Raw genomic sequence first — 17,937 nt, forward strand, 5'->3', positions numbered from 1 at the left:
CCGGTCATCGCGGCGCCTGCGCGGCGGTGCGGGCGGGGCGCAGCGGGGCGACGGCGCTCCTGCCGCCCGGTTCGGCCCTGCGCGCCGCGACCAGGGCGCGGATCGCGACCACCGCGCCCATCAGGTAGTAGGGGACGTCGAAATACAACAGGCTGAGGAAGGCTCCGCCCACCGCGAAGCCGATCAGGCTGGCCTGTATGGTTTTGGCCAGGCTGCCGGCCCAGGCCAGGTCGGCGATGTCGCGGCTGTTGCGCACGATCCAGGCGGCCGAGCGCCACGTCAGCCATCCCAGCAGCAGATAGATCCCCAGCCCGACGAAGCCGTGCTCGCCCAGTGCCTGGAAATAGATGCTGTGGGCGGCGTGGACGTCGGTCGGGTCGGGCGCGTAGAGGAAAAAGGTCGACGCCTCGGCCGGCTCGAAGCCGCCGCCGAAGAAACGGTCCTTGGCCATGTTGTACGCCATGTACCAGGCGTTGATGCGGCCCATGGCCGAGCCGTCGCTCTGGTATTCGCTGATGGTGTCCATGCGCGCGGTCCAGCGGTCCGGCATGAACAACAGGGCCGGCGGCACCAGCAGCAGCAGCAGCAGGCCGCCGATGAGCTTGCTTTTGCTCTTGAGCCACATGAAAGCCAGCATCGCGGCGATCGCCAGCAGGCCGCCGCGCGAATAGGAGCCGAGCGCGGCCAGCGCGGACAGCAACATCATGGCGTTCATCGCGTGCCACACCCAGCGCTTGTCGCTGCCCTGCTGCAGGTAGCGCATCAGCGGGATGGTCATGATCAGCGCCAGGGCGATCGCATTGTTGTCGCCGATAAAGGTGCCGTTCGGTCCCCACACGCGTTCGGTCCCGCCGCTGCGGATGGTGAATATGCCGCCCTTGACGCCGTAGTAGCCCAGCGACAAGGTCAGCACCCAGATCATTTTTTGTATGTCCTCGCGCTTGCGGACCACCGCCATGGTGACCAGGCTCATCAACATGATCTTCATCACCTTGCTCCACTGCTCGGCGGCCGAGGCCGGAAAGATCGCGAACAGCGTGGTGACGTTCATCCACAGGATGAAGGCGATCAGCGTGTGGGTGATGCCGGAGGCCGGCAGCGTCTTCGGCTGGCGCGAGATGGCCACGCTGAACAGCGTGGCGACGGCGATGATGAAGGCGAACGGAAACGTCGTGGCGAAGCCCCAGCCCTGGGTGTGGGGATTCATGACGCTGATCCAGATCCACATCAACACGCCGTTGACGGGGTTCTTGACGATCAGCGGCAAGCTGCCGAAGACGATGAGGGTGACGAGGATGTCGCGCATGCGGGATGGCAGTCGTTGATGCGGCGCAAGGATTGCGCCTGGGCCTGTCAGTACACTGGTTTTTTAACCTGAGCTATTTTAGGACGGAGGAGGGGCCCGCTTGTTGACTGTGCTCATGGCTACCTACGATGGCGCCGCGACTTTGCCCGCCGTGCTGGACGCTTGTTGCCGCCTCGATCCGCCGGACCAGCGCTGGCAGATACTGATCGTCGACAACGGCAGCACCGACGGCACGGCCGGTTTGATCGCGCGCTACGCCGACCGCCTGCCGCTGCGCTGCCTGAGCGAGCCGCGCCGCGGCAAGAACGTGGCGCTGAACCTGGCGCTGGAGACGCTGTTGCGCGAACCGGCCGGCGCGGGCGACCTGCTGGTGTTCACCGACGACGACGCCACGCCGGAGCGGGACTGGCTGCGCCAGTGGGAAGCCTGCGCGCGCGACCATCCCGATTATGCCGTGTTCGGCGGCGCGATCGTCGCCGATTGGGCCACGCCGCCGCCGGCGTGGCTCGAGCGGCTGGCGCCGGTCGGACTGACCTACGGGCTGACCGCGCCGTCGCTGCCGGACGGCCCGTTGTTCCCCGGTCTGGTGTGGGGCGCCAACATGGCGGTGCGGCGCGCGGTCTTCGACGCCGGCCACCGCTTCGATACCGCGGTCGGGCCGAACGGCCAGGGCTACGCGATGGGCGGCGAGACCGAGCTGACCCGCCGCCTGGCGCTGGCCGGTTACCGGGTCTGGCATTGCGGCGCGGCGCGGGTGGCGCACCATATCCGCGCCCATCAGATCAAGACTTCCTATGTGCTGAAGAAGGCCTGGCGCTTCGGCCGGGGCAAGTACCGGCAGGACCGGCCCGGCATGTTTCCCGAGCTGCTGGGCATGCCGCGCTGGATGTTGAGCCGCTATCTGCTCGAGTGCGCACGGCTGGTGCGCGACGCGGCGCGGCGCGATCGCGACGGCGTGTTCCGGCGCCGCTGGGAGATGGCTTTTCTCCAAGGCTATTTCTACGAGGCCAGCAAGGGCCAGCGCAACAACAAAAACCGCAAAAACATCCTGGTGACCAGTTACTCCGGCGAACTGGGCGGCATGGAGTTGCGCATGGCCCAGGAAGTGCGCTACCTGCAAGCGGCCGGCTACGACAGCGGGCTGGCGATGCGGCGCTTCGGCGGCGTCGAGGCGTGGCGGCAGCGCCTGGCGGCCGAGCAGATCGGCCTGGCGGAGTACGACCCGCCGCTGTTCTTCGAGCAATGGGAGTGGCGCCGCCTGAACCTGTGGCGGGCCCGGCTGCTGGCCGGAGGCAGGTTGCGGGCGTTCCGGGCCGACCTGGTGCATGTCGCCTTTTGCTGGACCAATTACGGCGCCTCGGTGCTGTGGCTGGCGCGCCATGTCCGCGTGCCGGCGGTGATCAGCGTCCATAACGCCTTCCAGCCGACCAGTTTCAACGCCTGGCATCAACCGTTGCTCAGGCATGCGTTTGGCGGCGTGCGCGGCATCTACGCCGTGTCGGAGTCGGCCATGACGCACTTCATGGCGCTGTATCAACCCTACATCGCGCCGTCGACCCGGCTGGCGGTGATCCCCAATTCGGTCGACATCCGCCGCTTCCGGCCGTCGGCGGCCTTGCGGCTGGCGGCCCGGCGGCGGCTGGGCCTGCCGGAAGACGCGTTGGTGATCGGCTCGGTGGGGCGCCTGTCCGAGCAAAAACAGCCGGGCGCCGCGCTGGCGATGCTGGCCATGCTGCGCCGCGCGTTCCCCAATCTGTATCTGGTGCTGGCCGGCATTGGTCCGCTCGAAGCGGACGTCAGGCGGCAGTGCGACCGCATGGGACTGACGGCGTATGTGATCTTCACCGGCTTTGTGCCGGCCGTGGAGGAACTGTTGCCGGCGCTGGACGTGCACCTGCTGCTGAGCCGCAACGAAGGCTTCGGCATCTCCACCATCGAAGCGATGGCGTGCGGCGTGCCGGCGGTGGCGACCGATGTGCCCGGCAGCTCGGACATCCTGCGCGGCAGCGAGGGCGGCATATTGATCCCCAATGGCGACATGAAGAACGCCGTGCCGATGGTCGCCGCGCTGCTGATCGATCCGGAACGGCGCGCCGTCATGGGCAGCAAGGGCCGCGCCGAGGTCGAGCGGCGCTATAGCGAAGAAGTCGTCGGCAAGCTGGTGCGCCGATTTTATGACGGCTTGGTGTGAGGCTGTCGTGCGCAACCATTCCCTTGATCCGCATCATCCGACTTTCATGCGCCTTGTATAGCATGTTCAGCATGGCCCGCTATTTGTTTGTCGCGCTCAAAAGGTGAAGCGGCAGGCCAAGCTCGGCGGCCACCAGCGCCGGCCCTGCTGACCAGATAACCCGCAAAAGGATAGCGTATGCGAGTCGGAATCCTGTCATATCCCATGTTGTTCCAGCGCGAGGGCGGCCTGCAGGTGCAGGTGCGCTCGACAATGGACGCGTTGCGCCAGCTCAAGGTCCCGGCGCTGCAGGTCGAGCTGGTCGATCCCAACCACCAGCGGCTCGACAGTTTCGACGTCATCCACGTGTTTTCCGCGATCAACGGCAACTACCGGCTGGTGGAGCTGGCGACCGAGCTGGGCGTGCCGGTCGCGCTGTCGGCCTTGCTGTCGCCCAGCTGGACCAAGGCGGCGGGCTTGCGCGCCAGGCTGGCCGACGGCCTGACCGGACATCTGACCGGCTGGAATGTGCAAACCAGCTACGCGCAGACCAAGCGCGCGTTGCAGCTGGCGCAGATGGTCATCGCGCTGGGGCCGGCCGAACGGGCCGCCATCGTCGACGGCTTCCGCACCGACGGCGGAAAGATACGGACGCTGCCCAATGGCATCAGCCCGCGCTTCTTCAGCTCGGACCGGCAGGCGTTCGTCCGCCACACGGGCTTGAACGGCCCGTTCGTGTTGATGGTGGGCGCGATCTCGCCGTACAAGAATCAGCTGGCGCTGGCCAAGGCGCTGGAAAAGCACGATTTGCCCATCGTGCTGATCGGCAGCGCGCAGCGCCAGCACGAGGATTACCTGCAAGAGTTGCTGGCCTCGCCGAAGGTGCACTGGCTCGGCCAGCTCGACCACAACGATGCGCTGCTGGCCAGCGCCTACGCGGCCGCCTCGGTACTGGCGCTGCCCAGCCAGGGCGAAGTCTACCCGCTGGTGGTGCTGGAGGCGCTGGCCGCCGGCACCCCGGTGGTGATGACCAACGAAAGCGCGTTGAGCCTGCCGGCCAGCGGCTTTGCGCTCAGGCAGCTGCGCTGGAACGATACCGACGCCTTGTGCACCGCCATCGTCGATTTTGTCGCGCGGCCGCCACGGCGCGCCGAAGTGCGGGCGCTGGTGGAGAAATTCACGTGGCAACGCGTCGCCATGCAGATCGCCGAATGCTACCAGGAGCTGCACCGGCGCGGCTGCGCGCATCAGGACGAGCGCCGTGCTGTTTAATTCGTTCACCTTTTTATTTCTGTATTTGCCGCTGGTGTTTGCGGGACATTGCATGCTGGCGCGCTGGCGGCCGCGCTGGATCATCGGCTGGCTGGCGCTGGCGTCGCTGTTCTTCTACGGCTATTGGGACGCGCGCTACCTGCCGCTGCTGCTGGCGTCCATCCTGTTCAACTACTGGTGCGGCGTGCGCATCGGCGCGGCCGGCGCGCGCCGCCGGCGCTGGCTGGTGTTCGGGCTGGCGGCCAACCTGTCGCTGCTGGCCTATTATAAGTATGCGAATTTTTTCCTCGCCAATGTCAGCCAGTTGGCCGGCGCGCAGCTGCAAGGGTGGGAAATCATCCTGCCGATCGGCATCTCCTTTTTCACCTTCACCCAGATCGCCTTCCTGGTCGATTGCCACCGGGGACATGCCGGCGAGTACCGTCTTGCGCACTACACCCTGTTCGTCAGCTATTTTCCGCACCTGATCGCCGGCCCGGTGCTGCATCACAAGGAAATGATGCCGCAGTTCGATGCGCGTGCGGCGCCGAACGCCGCCGACTTCGCCGTCGGCATCTCCATTTTCGTCATGGGGCTGGCAAAAAAGGTGCTGCTGGCCGATCCCTTGTCGGCGCTGGCCGGCCCCGTGTTCGCGCCCGGCGCCGAACCGCAATTGATCGAGGCCTGGATCGGCGCGCTGGCCTACACGATGCAGCTCTACTTCGATTTCTCCGGCTATTCGGACATGGCGATCGGACTGTCGCGGCTGTTCGGCGTGAAGCTGCCGCTCAACTTCAACTCGCCGTACCAGGCGGCCAATATCGGCGAGTTCTGGCGCCGCTGGCACATGACGCTGTCGCGCTTCCTGCGCGACTATCTGTATGTGCCGCTGGGCGGCAACCGCCGCGGGCGGCTGGCGCGCTACCGCAACCTGATGCTGACGATGGTGCTGGGCGGCCTGTGGCACGGCGCCGGCTGGACCTTCGTCGTGTGGGGGGCGTTGCACGGCGTGTATCTGGTGGCGCATCAGGCCTGGGTGGCGCTGCGCGGACCACGGCCGTCGCCATGGTGGGGACGCGGCCTGACCTTTGTGGCCGTGATGCTGGCGTGGGTGGTATTCCGCGCGCCGGACCTCCCGACGGCCGGCGGGATCCTGCTGGCCATGGCCGGGGGCAACGGCGTGGCGCTGCCGCGCGCCATGGCCCCCCATGCGCAGGCGTGGTTGGCGTTGGGCGTGTCGCCGGACTTCACGGGAATCCGCTGGATCGACTTTGGCGGCCCCGGCGTGCCGACCCTGCTGCTGGCGTTGGCGCTGGCACTCCACGCGCCGAATACCCAGCAGATTTTCCGCCACTATGCGCCAGGCATCGGGAAAATCGTCGCCCGCGCGGGCAACTGGCACTGGACCTGGTCGCCCAACCGCGCCTGGAGCCTGGCGTTCTCGCTGGCGTTTCTCGGTTGCCTGTTCAGCATGAACCGGGTCAGTGAATTTCTTTACTTCCAGTTCTGACCATGCCCACCCATCCAGCGGCCGAATGGCGCGGCTACGTGACGATCTTTGCCGGCGCCAGCGCGCTGGTGACGTGTGCGATCGGCGCGCTGAACTACCATGTCGACCCGTATCTGACCCACCAGTGGGATACGCCACAGGTTCGCGAGTTGCGGCCCGGGCGCGAAAAGCTCAGCGCCTGGGGCAAGACGTATGCATTGGCCAGGTTCCGGCCGGGCATCGTCTATGTCGGCAATTCCCGCACCGAGCTGGGCCTGCCAACCGGCACCGCGCTGTTCGCGGGCAAGGACGTGTTCAACGGCGGGCTGTCCGGCGCCTCGCTGGGCGACGCCATCGCCATGGTCCGGCATGCGGGCGCCGTCAGCCGGCTGCGGACCATCATCTGGGGCATCGACGCGCCGTCTTTTTCCATGGAAACCGGCAATACCGATTTCGACCGCGACCTGGTGGCGCGCGACCGCTCCTATCTGCTGCGGCGTGGCCTGATCAACGTCAAGCGCGCGTTGACAACCGACATGACGATGGATTCGATCCGCCTGTTGCGCGGCACGTTCGGGCGCTCCTGCCATTCGAGCCTGGCGTTTTACGGCCAGCGCGACGACGCCTGCGTGCGCGACCGCATCGACGGCTGGGGCGGGACAAGCAAGGCGATCGTGCCGCGGCTGCAGGAATATATCCAGGGCACCGGGCCCACGGCCGAGGCGATGTCCGGGCTCGATGAAAGCCTTGCGGCACTGTGCAACGCAGGCAGCAAAGTGCGTCTGTATATCAACCCGACCCACGCGATGACCTCCGACGCGCTTTACCGGGCCGGCAAATGGACGGCGATGGAAGCCTGGCAGCAGCGATTGGCCGGCCTGGTCCAGCGCCACCGCGCCGCCGGTTGCGACGCCCGCATCTTCGACTTTTCCGGCTTTAACAGCATCACCACCGAGCCGGTCCCGCAGGCGAGCGGCGCATCCGACATGCTGTATTACTGGGAAACGTCGCACTACCGCGTCAACGTCGGCGCGATGATCCTCGAGCGCATGTTCGGCCACGGCGACGGTGTGCCGGCCGATTTCGGCATCGAGCTCACACCGCGGGCGGTGGCCGGGCACCTGGCCGCCCAGCGCGCCGCCCGCGACCGCTATCATCTTGAGCACCCGCACGAAAGCCGGATGGTGCTGGATGTCGTCGCCGAGGCGGCGCGTGCGCGGCTTACTGCGCGCTGAGCACCGCGCACCCCTTCTCGCAGGGCCGGCTCGACTGTTCGAGCGCCGGGAATTCCTTGTGCCAGCGCTGCAGCACCGTGCGCTCGTCGGGGCGGGCGGCGTCGTCCAGGAAGACGCTGGCGCCCGGGGCCAAGGACTTGAACAGGAGCGGGCCGGCGGGATAGCGCGCCAGCGGGCGCGTCGCTTGCGGCGGCCCGTCGATGACCAGCAGGTCGATAGGGAGGCAGGCGGGCAGGTCCGAAGTGTCGTACCAGGGCCAGTTCTCGTCGCTGAGCAGGTGCGGCCGCAGCGGCGCGTAAATCACCCGCGCCCAGTCCTCGAGCCCGTGGCGCCGCAACTGGGCGCGGGTCAGCAGCGCATACTCGGAATCGTGTTCGAGGCTGAACACCATGCCGGCGCCGTTCATCTGCATGCAGCGCGCCAGCACCAGGGTCGAGATGCCGCTGCTGCATTCGACCACCGTGGCCGGCTTGGCCGAGCGGGCGTGCCGCGCCAGCTCCAGCAGGATGTCGGGCGACGCGGCCCAGCCGCGCGTGGGCGGCAGGCTGTGCTTCAGGTCGAGTTCCACGTACAGGCCTTGCAGCGCCTCCATCTGACGGAACAGGCCGGCGCTGTCGTGGTGCGCCTGGTCCCTGACATCGTGCAGCAGGATGTGGACCAGCCGCAGCTTGTGCAGCATGTATAGCGCGAGCACCAGCAAGGTCAAGGTTCCGGCGGAGTAGGCGAGGGTGGGCATGGGCGTTCCTTTCGCGGGATATCAATGACTGGCCACTTTGCTGACGACGTAGCGGTATTTGCCGGACGCTTCGGCCGGGATGCTGGCCACTTCTTCGATCACGATCTCCACCGCCGCGCCCAGCCGCGCGCGGAACTGGCTGACGATGGCCACGCGCGCCGACGCCGGCAGGCCGTCCACGCTCACCAGCAGGACACGGGTGCAATCGAGGCTTTCCTGGACGATCTTGAAGGCGCGCACCTGCGGCAGGTCGCGCAGGATGTAGATCAGCGCCAGGCCGTGCATGACGGTGCCGTCGCGGGCGACGACGAAGTCGGTCACCCGGCCTTCGATCCGCTTGAGCAGGGGCAGGCCGCGTCCGCAGCGGCACGGCTGCGGATCGAGCGCGCCGACGTCGCCGGTTTCATAGCGGATGAACGGAAACTCGCCGCTGGCGAGATGGGTGACGACGATGGCGCCGCTGTCGCCGGGCTTGACCGGTCGGCCGCGCTGGTCGAGGATTTCGACAATGACGTCCTCGGCCGTGATGTGCATGCCGCCTTCGGGACATTCGTGGGCGAGGAAGCCGGAATCGCGCCCGCCATAGCCGTTGGCCACCGGCGCGCCGAACGCCGCCGAGAGCAACGCGCGCTGTTCTTCGTACAGCCGCTCCGCCGTGGCGAACACCACCTTGACGCCGATATCGTCGAGCGCGACGCCGCGCGCCTGGGCGTGCCGCACCAGCAGGCTCATCACCGACGGGTAGCCGAACAGCATCGCCGGCCGCCGCCGTTTCAGCAGCGCCAGATACTTGTCCAGACGGGCCGGCGAGAGGTCGAAGGCCGGCAGCAAGGTGGTGCGCAACAGCCGGTCGCGCCGGGCCCGCCAGTAGTCTTGCGCCTTCAATTCGATCGGCGACCCCCACAGCACCGCCTCGCGGTCGCCGATGTCGACGCCCCACCAGCGCGTGGCGCGCCATTTGGCCGCGACGTCGTGGCTGACGCGCTCCTTGCCGAGATAGAAGATCAGCGGCTCGCCGCTGGAGCCGCCGGTGGTGTAGCGTTGCAGCGGGCCGGCGGTCGACGCGACGAACGCTTCGCGCTGGGCGTTGATGTCGCACTTGCGTAGCACCGGCAGACAGCGCAGGTCGCGCAGGTCGTGCACCTTGGCGGCGTCGAAGCACAGTTCGGCGAACAGGCGGCGGTAATAGGGCACGTGCTGGTACGCGTGCAACAGCAGCGCCTTCAGCCGCCGCAATTGCATGGCTTCGATATCGCGCGCGCTCAGCCATTGGCTTTGCTCCATGCGCCGGCGCAAGGCGCTGCTGTGGTGCCGCTTGAGCCATTCGTGCAATGGAAACAGCAGCCGCGAGGTCCATGCCGTGTAACCTGTCGCCGGCGGCCGCTTGAGCACCCGCCGGTACTGCGCCATCAGCAACGGCGCCACCCGCTCCCAGCTGTAGCGTTGCGCTTGCAACAGTCCCTCGATGACCAGGCGCTCGGCCTTGCGCTGGTCGCGCAGCAGCGACAGCATCGCCCGCGCCATCGCGCAAACGTCGCCCGCCGGCACCAGCAGGCCGTTGACGTCGTGCGTCATCAGATAGGGGATGCCGCCGACATCGGTGCTGACCACCGGCACGCCGCTGGACCAGGCCTCCAGCACCGAGTTCGGCATGTTGTCGGCCAGGCTGGGGTTGAGCACCAGGTCGGATTCACGGTACAAGCCGGCCATGGCGGCGTGCCCGGTCTTGCCGGCAAAAAAGACGGCGTCGCGCAGCTCCAGCGCATCGGCCAGCGCTCGCAGGCGCGCCAGCTCGGGTCCTTCGCCGCAGATGGTCAGGCGGGCGTGCGGCAAGCTGCGCCGGACCGCGGCGAAGGCGCGCAGCGCGCTGGCGTTGTCGTACAGCGGCTCCAGATGGCGCGCCACCAGGATCGCGGCGCCGCCGGCGGGCTTGGACGGCCGTTCCGGCGACGGTTGAAAACGCGCCAGATCGACGATGTTGGGGACGATTTGCACGACGATGCCGTGACGTTCGAACACCTCGGCCAGGAACGCCGACGGCACGATGACGGCGTCGGCGCGGCGCAGGCTGAAACGGACCAGGCCGGCGCTGCGGGCCAGGAAGGGTTGCGCCTCGCCGCCGCGATAGTTGACGATCACGCCCTTGCCGCGCAGGCGGCCGATCCAGATCGCCGGCGCGGCGAACAGATGCCAGGACCAGCCGGAGTTCGCCATCACATGCAACAACCGGACGCGGCCGGCCACCTTCCATAATCGCCAGAGGTAGGGCAGCAGGCGCGCGGCGGCGCGCGCGCCGCGCACGCGCGCGACCCACGACGGCCACGGTGGATTCACTTGCAACAGGTCGACTTCGGCGCCGGCGGCGCGCAGCAGCGCCGCCAGTTGCACGGTCTGGTTGGCGATGCCGCCGGCCGGCGGCGGCAGCGGACCGACCAGCGCGATCCGCAGCCGATGCAGGCCTTGCGGGCCGCCGCACGGTTTTTGCTCGTCGGCTTCGGTCATGGGCGGGGGCCGGCCAGGCGCTGATAGATATCGCGGTAGCGCGCCACGCTGCCGCGCCAGCTGCGCTCGTTCTCGACATAGGCGCGTGCCCGGGCGCGCAGCGCGGGCCAGGCGTGCACTTGCCGCACCAGACCGATCACGCCGTCGGCCAGCGCGTTGGCGTCGCCGGCCTGGAACAGCACGCCGGTCTTGCCGTGCTCGATCATCTCCCTGTGCCCGCCGACGTCGGAGGCGACGATCAGCCGCCCCTGCGCCATCGCCTCCAGCGGCTTGAGCGGCGTGACCAGTTCGGTCAGGCGCATCGGCAGGCGCGGATAGACGAGGATGTCGACCAGCCGGTAGTAATCGTCAACCCTGTCGTGCGGCACCCGGCCGGCGAAGGTGACGCGCCGTTCCAGCCGCAACGCCACGGCCAGCGCCTTCAGTTCATCCTCCTGCGGACCGCCGCCGACCAGCAGCAGTTGCAGCGACGGCACCGCCGCCAGCATGCGCGGCAGCGCGCGGATCAGCAGCGCCAGGCCCTCGTAGGGGTAGAACGAGCCGATGAAGCCGAGCACCAGGTGGCCGGTCAGGCCCAGCGAATGCGCCAGCAGCGCGTCCGGCGGCGCGCTGCCGCGAAAGCGGCCGCTATCGACCGCGTTGGGGATCACCGTCACCTTGGCGGCCGGGATGCCGCGCGCGACGATGTCGGCACGCAAGCCTTCGCAAATGGTGGTGACGGCGTCGGCGCGTTGCAGCACGTGGTTTTCCAGCGCCCGCGTCAGCCGGTAGCGCAGGCCGCCCGCCTTGCTGGTGCCGTGGTCGGCGGCGGCGTCTTCCCAGAATGCGCGGATCTCGTAGACCACCGGGATTCCCAGCGCGCGGCCGACGCGCAAGGCCGCGACCGCATTGAGCGCCGGCGAGTGCGCGTGCAGGATGTGCGGCCTGGCGTTCCGGGCCACCTGCAGCAGTCGGTGGTACAGGCCGGCGATCACGCCGACCTGGCGCAGCAGCGGCAGCCGCGCCCACCATTGGCGCAGCGGCGCGGTGCGGAAGAAGTGCCAGCCGTCGATTTCCTGCTCGGGCGCCGGGTCGTTGCCGGCGCCGGCGGAGTATGCGCTTTGCTTGGCGCTGGTCAGGTGGATGGTCTGCCAGCCCAGCTCGCGCTGCTGGTTCAGGATCGCCAGGGTGCGGAAGGTGTAGCCGCTGTGCAGCGGCGCCGAGTGGTCGAGTATGTGCAGGATCCGCATGCTCATGCCGCTTGCCTTTCGGTGGACAGCCTCGGTTCGTCGAGCATCTGGCGCAGGAAGGATTCGAACATCATCAACGACCACAACGGCGCGCTGTGGTCGCGCCGGCCGGATTGGTGTTGCGACAGCAGCTCGCGCGCGTACGGCAGATCGAACAGGCCGCAGTCGGCCAGCACCGGGCTGTTCAAACAGCGTTGCAGGCGCGGTCCCGCCGGGCCACGGAACCAGTCGGCCAGCGGCACCGAGAAACCCATCTTGTCGCGGTGGAGTATCTCCCGGGGGAGGTAGGGTTCCAGTCCCTTCTTGAACAGGTATTTGCCGACGCCGCGCTGCAGCTTGAGCGACGGCGGCAAGCCGGAGATCCATTCGACCAGTTGATGGTCGAGCAAGGGCACCCGGACTTCGAGGCCGTGGGCCATGCTGGCGCGGTCGACCTTGGTCAGGATGTCGCCGGGCAGATAGGTCTTCAGGTCCAGGTACTGGACCTGCGACAGCGCGTCGTCGGCCGGGCAGGCTGCGGCGTGCCTGCGCAGCACCTCCACCGCGCGGTACTGGCCGATATTTCGGCGCAGCGACGGGCTGAACAGCTTGGCCCGCATCTGGTCGCCCATCAGCGACACGCCGTGGAAATACGCGGCCACCGAATCGCGCGCCAGTCCTTGGAGGGCGGTTTTCGCGCGCAGCGGACGCGGCGCCCAGTCGGCTTTCGGATATATCCGGCCCAGCGCGCCGAACACCGGCTTGCGCAGCGATAGCGGCAGCATCGACCGCAACCGTTCCTCGTGCAGGTGCCGGCGGTAGCGGCGGTAGCCGGCCAGGTTCTCGTCGCCGCCGTCGCCGGACAGCGCCACCGTCACGCGCTGGCGCGCCAGCTCGCAGAGGCGGTAGGTGGGCAGCGCGGAACTGTCGGCGAACGGCTCGTCGTACAAACAGGCCAACTGGTCGATCAAATCGGCGTCGTGCTGCTCGACCCGCGCGCCGTGGTGGTTGGTCTGGTAGCGCTCGGCCACCATCTGCGCGTACGGCGACTCGTCGAACCTGGCGTCGCCGAACGCGATCGAGCAAGTGTTGACCGGCCGCGCGGATTGCTGCGCCATCATGGCGACCACGGCGCTCGAATCGACGCCGCCCGACAGGAAGGCGCCCAGCGGCACCTCGGCCACCATGCGGATGCTGACCGCCTCGCGCAGGCGCGCGACCAGCTCGTCGGCGGCGTGCTCCGGGCTGACCAGGCGGTGCGGCTTGAACGGCACGTCCCAGTAGCGCTTGGGCAGCCCGGGCGAGCTGCCTTTGCGCACCAGCAAGGTGTGGCCCGGTTCGAGCTTGCGGATTTGCCGGAAGATCGTGCGCGGCTCGGGGATGTAGCCGTAGGCGAAATAATCCTCGACCGCCAGCGGGTCGAGCTCGCGCCGCACGCGGCTGTGCGCCAGCAGCGCCTTCATCTCCGAGGCGAACACCAGCTGGCCGTCGTCGAGCAGCGCGTAGTGCAACGGCTTGACGCCGAGCCGGTCGCGCGCCAGGAACAGCGCCTGCTGCTTGCGGTCCCACAGGCCGAAGGCGAACATGCCGCGGAAGTGCTGCACGCAACGCTCACCCCATTGCTCCCAGGCGTGCACGATGACCTCGGTGTCGCAGTGGGTGCGGAAGATGTGGCCGAACTGTTCCAGCTCGCGCCGGAGCGCCGGAAAGTTGTAGATTTCGCCGTTGTAGACCACCACCACCGTCTGGTCCTCGTTGAACAGCGGTTGCTGGCCACTTTTGACGTCGATGATCGCCAGCCGGCGGTGGCCGAGGCCGACGCCCGGTTCGCGGTGCATGCCGCTGCCATCGGGGCCGCGATGGGCCTGGATGTCGGTCATGCGCTGCAGCAGCCCGGCGTCGATGTCGGGCTGTCGGTACAGGTCAAATATGCCGGCGATCGCGCACATGGCTATCCTTTCATCGGGGGCAATTGGGTGAGCCGGTCGTAGACGGCGAGGTAGGCGTCGGCCATCGCCATCAGGCTGAATTCGGCAAGCACGCGGCGGCGCCCGTGGCTGCCGTGGTGGGCGCCCAGTCCCGGAATGCGGTAATAGGCGCCGATGGCGTCGGCCAGCAGTTCCGGGTTGCGCGGCGGCACCAGGGTGCCGGTCCAGCCGCTTTGGACCACGTCGCCGTTGCCGCCGACGGCCGTCGCCACCACCGGCAGCCCGGTGGCCATCGCCTCGAGGATGGTGTTGGACGTGCCCTCGGCCAGCGACGGCAGCGCGAACACGTCCATCGTGCGCATCAGCTGCGAGATGTCGTCGCGGGTGCCGGGCAGCCACGCCAGGTGCGACACGCCGGCCTGGCGCAGCAGGTCGAGGCAGGCCTGGCGGCACGGGCCGTCGCCGATGATCATCAGGCGCAGTTGCTCCTGCGCCATTTCGTCCTCGGCCAGCAACAGCAGGAACGCGTGCACCAGCGACATGTAATCCTTGACCTCGGCCATGCGGCCGACGCTGCCGATGACAAACGAGTCCTCGCCCAGGAACCCCGCCGGGCCGACGGCGGCGGGCGGGCCCAGCCTGGGGTGGAAGTGCACGCTGTCGACGCCGTTGCGGATGTGGGTGACGCTTTGCGGGCGGGCGCCGATGGTGCCCACCAGCCACGCCTCCAGATCCTTGCTGACGGCGATGAAATGGCCGATCAGCGGGCGCAGCAGCTTGCGCAGCAGGCGATAGCGCAGGTTGCGGCCGTACAAATCCTGCATATCGCGGCCGTGTTCGCCGTGCACGCGCAGCCGCACCCCGGCGGCTGCCGCCAGCAATTGGCCTTCCAGACTGGACAGGTTGCGGGTGTGGATCAGCAGCGGTTGCAGCCGTTTGAGCGTGCGGAACAGGCGATAGTAATGGGCCCAGTCCTTTCCTTCGCGCTTGTTGATGCTGATGATCTCGACGCCCGGGCGGCGGATGCGCCGCGAAAAGTCGTTGTGGTCCTTCATGCAGACGATGGCGTGGCGATAGCGATCCGGCGGCAGGTTGTTGATCAGGTTCACCAGGCCGTTTTCCAGTCCGCCCATTTCCAGCTGGTGGATCAGGTGGACGATCAGCGGCGCGCAGGCGGTATCAGCGTGCGGCGACATGGTGCAATCCTTGGTCGATGGCGGGCAGCATCGCCAGCAACAGGTCGTGCATGGCGCGCTCGGCGACGCCGGCGTCCTCGTCATAGGCGGACGCCAGCGCGATCTCGGCGCCGCTGTCGTCGCCGCCAAGCAGTTTGCTTTTCGCCAGCATCAGTTTCATCCATTGCGGACTGGCGGTGTCGGCGCCGTCGTGCCGGTACCAGCGCCACACCAGCAGTTTGACGCCGGCGGCCTGTTCGACGCTTTGCAAAACGGTCAACTTGCGGCCGGCGACCGTGATGTCGCGCCGCGTGGTGCTGATTTCATTCCAGCGCGGCATGCCGTCGACGACCTGGCGGCGCACCGCCGCCAGCAGCTCCGAATGCCTGCCCTGGTGGCGGTACCAGGTCAGCTGCAGCGACACCGTGCGGCCGCCGTCGCTGTAATTGGCCGACCAGCGTTGCGGCCGGCCCATGTGCAGCACATGCCAATCGGTGGCCGACATCGGACCGGCGCGCCAGGGGGCCGGCGGCGGCGACAGAGTGAGCGCGGGCGCGGGGCGCTGGTCCGGCGCGGCGGGCCGCAGCGCGACATGCGCCAGCATCGGCCAGATGGCGGCGAGCGCGACCACGGCGACGGCCATGCGCACGAAGCCGCCGGTGGTCGGCGCCGCCAGGCTGGCGGCGACGCCAGGCATGGCGCGTTGCCGCGCCGCCAGCGTGGCGGCGGCGCTGTCGTCGCCGTCGTCCACCTCGCGCCAGCGCGCGCCGACCCAGAACAAGATGGCCGAGACGGCGCCGAAAAACACCCAGCCATAAATCAGGTGGTCGATGCCGATCGCCAGGGTCATGCCGCTCCAGTGGCCGATCAGCACGATCAGAAAGGCGCGCAGGGCGTTGGCGAGTACCGGCACGACCGCCGAGACGGCGATGAACAGCAAGCGCCGCCGCAGGCTGCGGTAGGTCGTGTACGCGTACATCGCGCCCAGCGACAGCGAGGCGATCAGATAGCGCAGGCCACTGCAGGCTTCGACCACCGACCAGTTGCCGCTCGGCAGGGACAGGTAATTGTTTTCGCGGAAGACCGGAATGCCTGACAGCTCGAGCAGGAACACGGTGCAGCGGGCGGTGAACTCGATCAGCGGCGGGATGAAGATCTCGCCGAACGGTACCGCGAGCAACAGATAGCCAAGCGGAAAGGCGATGGCGCGCGTGTATCGCGTGCCGAGCAGGGCCAGCACGCTGACGCCCAGCATCAGGGCGAGGCAATATTGTTGCAGCACGTGCACATTGGCGACCGCCGACACCAGCCACAGCGCACCGAGCGCGGCCAGCGCGAGCAGGGCCGCCGGGGCCGGCTTCACGGGCAAGCCCGACAAGTGCCGGCGCCGCCGCCAGATCATCCATCCGACGATGGCCGGAATGACGAAGCCGTGGGCGAAGGTTTCCGAGACCAGCCATACGCCGACGATGGCGTCGATGGTGGCGAGGTGCATCAGCAGCACGGCGCACAGTGTGAACGCCACGCACGCGTAGGCCACCGCGCGGGTGGCGACGGCCGCCGGCCTGGCCAGCGGCCTGCGGACCGGCGACCGCAGGGTTGCGGGGTCGGCGCTCATAGTGCCTGCTCCGGCACGCCGCCGGCGTCGCGCGCGGCGCGTCCGTTCTCGCGCCCGGGGCGCGCGCGCGGATCGGCGGCGTCCGCCTGTGGCGCCGGGTCCGCGCGCTCATCCCGGTCGTCCTCTTGCACGCCAAGGAGCGCGCCCAGCCGTTGCAGATTGGCGTCCCAGCGGTAGTCGCGCAGTATCCTGCGGCGCGCCGCCACGCCGAGCTCCGACGGCGCGGCCAGTTCGCGCGCGACATGGTGGACGAACTCGCCGGCGTCGGCCGCGCGCAGCACTTCGGTGCCGACGACGGCGCCGATGCCGTCCAGCGCCTGTGGCGTCGCGACCACGGTCTTTTGCATCGCCATCGCCTCCAGCACCTTGTTCTGCACGCCCCGGCCGATGTGCAGCGGCGCCACGATCACGGTGGCGTGCCGCAGGTAGGGACGGATATCGGCGACGGTGCCGCTGACGAACACTCCCGGCAGCCGCTTGAGCGCGAGCACGCTGTAAGCGGGACGCGAGCCGACGATTTGGAATTGCAATTCGGGAAACTGCAAGCGCAGCGACGGCATCACGCGCTCGGCGAACCAGATCGCCGCTTCGATGTTGGGGGCGTAATCCATGGCGCCGGTCAGCGCCACCACGGGCGCCTTCGCGTAGGGACTGGCCAGCCTGTGCCGCGGAGAAAAGTATTCGCTGTCGACGCCGTTGTTGAAGTAGTCGATCTTGTGGCCCGACCCGGGCGCGCGCAGCCGGAACAGCGACGCTTCCGCGCGCGACACCAGCATCACCTGGTCGAAGCCCTCGGCGACCAGGCGTTCGTACTCGAGCAACTGCGCGCCTTCGCGGCGGTACAGCATCGACAGCGGCCACGCCCGGGCGTCGGCGTAAGCCTGCCATTTTTCCGAGTCGACATCGACCAGGTCCATGACGCGCATCAGCGGTCCGTGCTCGGTCGCGGACGGCAGGTATTGCGCCATCGGACCGGAAAACGCCAGCGCGGCGCCGATCGCGTGGGTGTCGAGCGTGCGATTGACCCAGCGTTGCAGCCGGGCACTGCGGAAATACGGCAGGCTGAGCGGCTCGTCGGTGACCAGTCCCCGCAGGCTCGACAGGCGCGCCCAGCGCGGATGGGTGCGGACGAAGTACGAGCTGGCGCAGCCGGCGGCCAGGTGTTCGGCGTAGCGCAGGTCCTCGGCGCAGTCGATGAACGTGCCCAGGTGGACGCGGAAGTGGCGCTGCAGGTAGCGCAGCACGTGGTAGGCGCGTATCTTGTCGCCCTTGTTGGGCGGATACGGAATGCGGTGGGGCAGAAACAACAGGTCCCGCAT

The 17,937-nt window shown here is 68.3% G+C and carries 12 protein-coding genes; 4 read left to right on the forward strand and 8 right to left on the reverse strand.

Annotated features, from left to right (window positions below):
• Positions 1-4: 4 nt before the first annotated feature.
• On the reverse strand, positions 5-1,306 hold the full coding sequence (locus tag BMX85_RS12890) for a putative O-glycosylation ligase, exosortase A system-associated (protein ID WP_090318328.1): 1,302 nt from the start codon (positions 1,304-1,306) through the stop codon (positions 5-7).
• A gap of 115 nt (positions 1,307-1,421) precedes the next feature.
• On the opposite strand from BMX85_RS12890, the gene BMX85_RS12895 reads away from it, so the two are divergent.
• The 4 genes from BMX85_RS12895 to BMX85_RS12910 all read left to right on the forward strand — a co-directional run bounded on the left by BMX85_RS12895 (position 1,422) and on the right by BMX85_RS12910 (position 7,451).
• Positions 1,422-3,497 carry a glycosyltransferase gene (locus BMX85_RS12895; RefSeq protein WP_090318331.1) on the forward strand — a complete coding sequence of 692 codons (2,076 nt, stop codon included), beginning with the start codon at positions 1,422-1,424 and terminating at the stop codon, positions 3,495-3,497.
• Positions 3,498-3,674: 177 nt separating this feature from the next.
• Positions 3,675-4,748: a glycosyltransferase family 4 protein gene (locus BMX85_RS12900; protein ID WP_177196737.1), complete on the forward strand. Its 1,074-nt coding sequence runs from the start codon at positions 3,675-3,677 to the stop codon at positions 4,746-4,748.
• The gene (locus BMX85_RS12905) at positions 4,738-6,237 is read left to right on the forward strand and encodes an MBOAT family O-acyltransferase (RefSeq protein ID WP_090318337.1); all 1,500 of its coding nucleotides are present in this window, start codon (positions 4,738-4,740) and stop codon (positions 6,235-6,237) included. Before BMX85_RS12900 ends, BMX85_RS12905 begins: the two co-directional genes overlap by 11 nt.
• Positions 6,238-6,239: 2 nt before the next feature.
• Positions 6,240-7,451 carry a hypothetical protein gene (locus BMX85_RS12910; RefSeq protein WP_090318339.1) on the forward strand — a complete coding sequence of 404 codons (1,212 nt, stop codon included), beginning with the start codon at positions 6,240-6,242 and terminating at the stop codon, positions 7,449-7,451.
• Here the strand turns inward: BMX85_RS12910 and BMX85_RS12915 are convergent.
• The 7 genes from BMX85_RS12915 to BMX85_RS12945 are packed head-to-tail and all read right to left on the reverse strand — an operon-like array spanning position 7,438 to position 17,937.
• A complete protein-coding gene (locus BMX85_RS12915; RefSeq protein ID WP_090318341.1) occupies positions 7,438-8,187 on the reverse strand; it encodes a class I SAM-dependent methyltransferase in 750 nt (249 codons plus the stop codon). The genes BMX85_RS12910 and BMX85_RS12915 overlap by 14 nt on opposite strands.
• Before the next feature lie 21 nt (positions 8,188-8,208).
• Entirely contained in the window at positions 8,209-10,689 is a 2,481-nt protein-coding gene (locus BMX85_RS12920; RefSeq protein WP_090318344.1) for a glycosyltransferase, read from the reverse strand.
• The gene (locus tag BMX85_RS12925) at positions 10,686-11,918 is read right to left on the reverse strand and encodes a TIGR04063 family PEP-CTERM/XrtA system glycosyltransferase (RefSeq protein ID WP_090320009.1); all 1,233 of its coding nucleotides are present in this window, start codon (positions 11,916-11,918) and stop codon (positions 10,686-10,688) included. Before BMX85_RS12925 ends, BMX85_RS12920 begins: the two co-directional genes overlap by 4 nt.
• A 2-nt stretch (positions 11,919-11,920) precedes the next feature.
• Entirely contained in the window at positions 11,921-13,846 is a 1,926-nt protein-coding gene (locus BMX85_RS12930) for an XrtA/PEP-CTERM system amidotransferase (protein WP_090318347.1), read from the reverse strand.
• Positions 13,847-13,848: 2 nt separating this feature from the next.
• Positions 13,849-15,021, reverse strand: coding sequence for a TIGR03088 family PEP-CTERM/XrtA system glycosyltransferase (locus BMX85_RS12935; RefSeq protein WP_090318350.1), 1,173 nt, complete (start codon positions 15,019-15,021; stop codon positions 13,849-13,851).
• The gene (xrtA, locus tag BMX85_RS12940) at positions 15,005-16,618 is read right to left on the reverse strand and encodes an exosortase A (protein WP_090318353.1); all 1,614 of its coding nucleotides are present in this window, start codon (positions 16,616-16,618) and stop codon (positions 15,005-15,007) included. Before xrtA ends, BMX85_RS12935 begins: the two co-directional genes overlap by 17 nt.
• Entirely contained in the window at positions 16,615-17,937 is a 1,323-nt protein-coding gene (locus BMX85_RS12945; RefSeq protein ID WP_090318356.1) for a TIGR03087 family PEP-CTERM/XrtA system glycosyltransferase, read from the reverse strand. Before BMX85_RS12945 ends, xrtA begins: the two co-directional genes overlap by 4 nt.

Source organism: Duganella sp. CF517, from assembly GCF_900110275.1.
Taxonomy (GTDB): domain Bacteria; phylum Pseudomonadota; class Gammaproteobacteria; order Burkholderiales; family Burkholderiaceae_D; genus Rugamonas.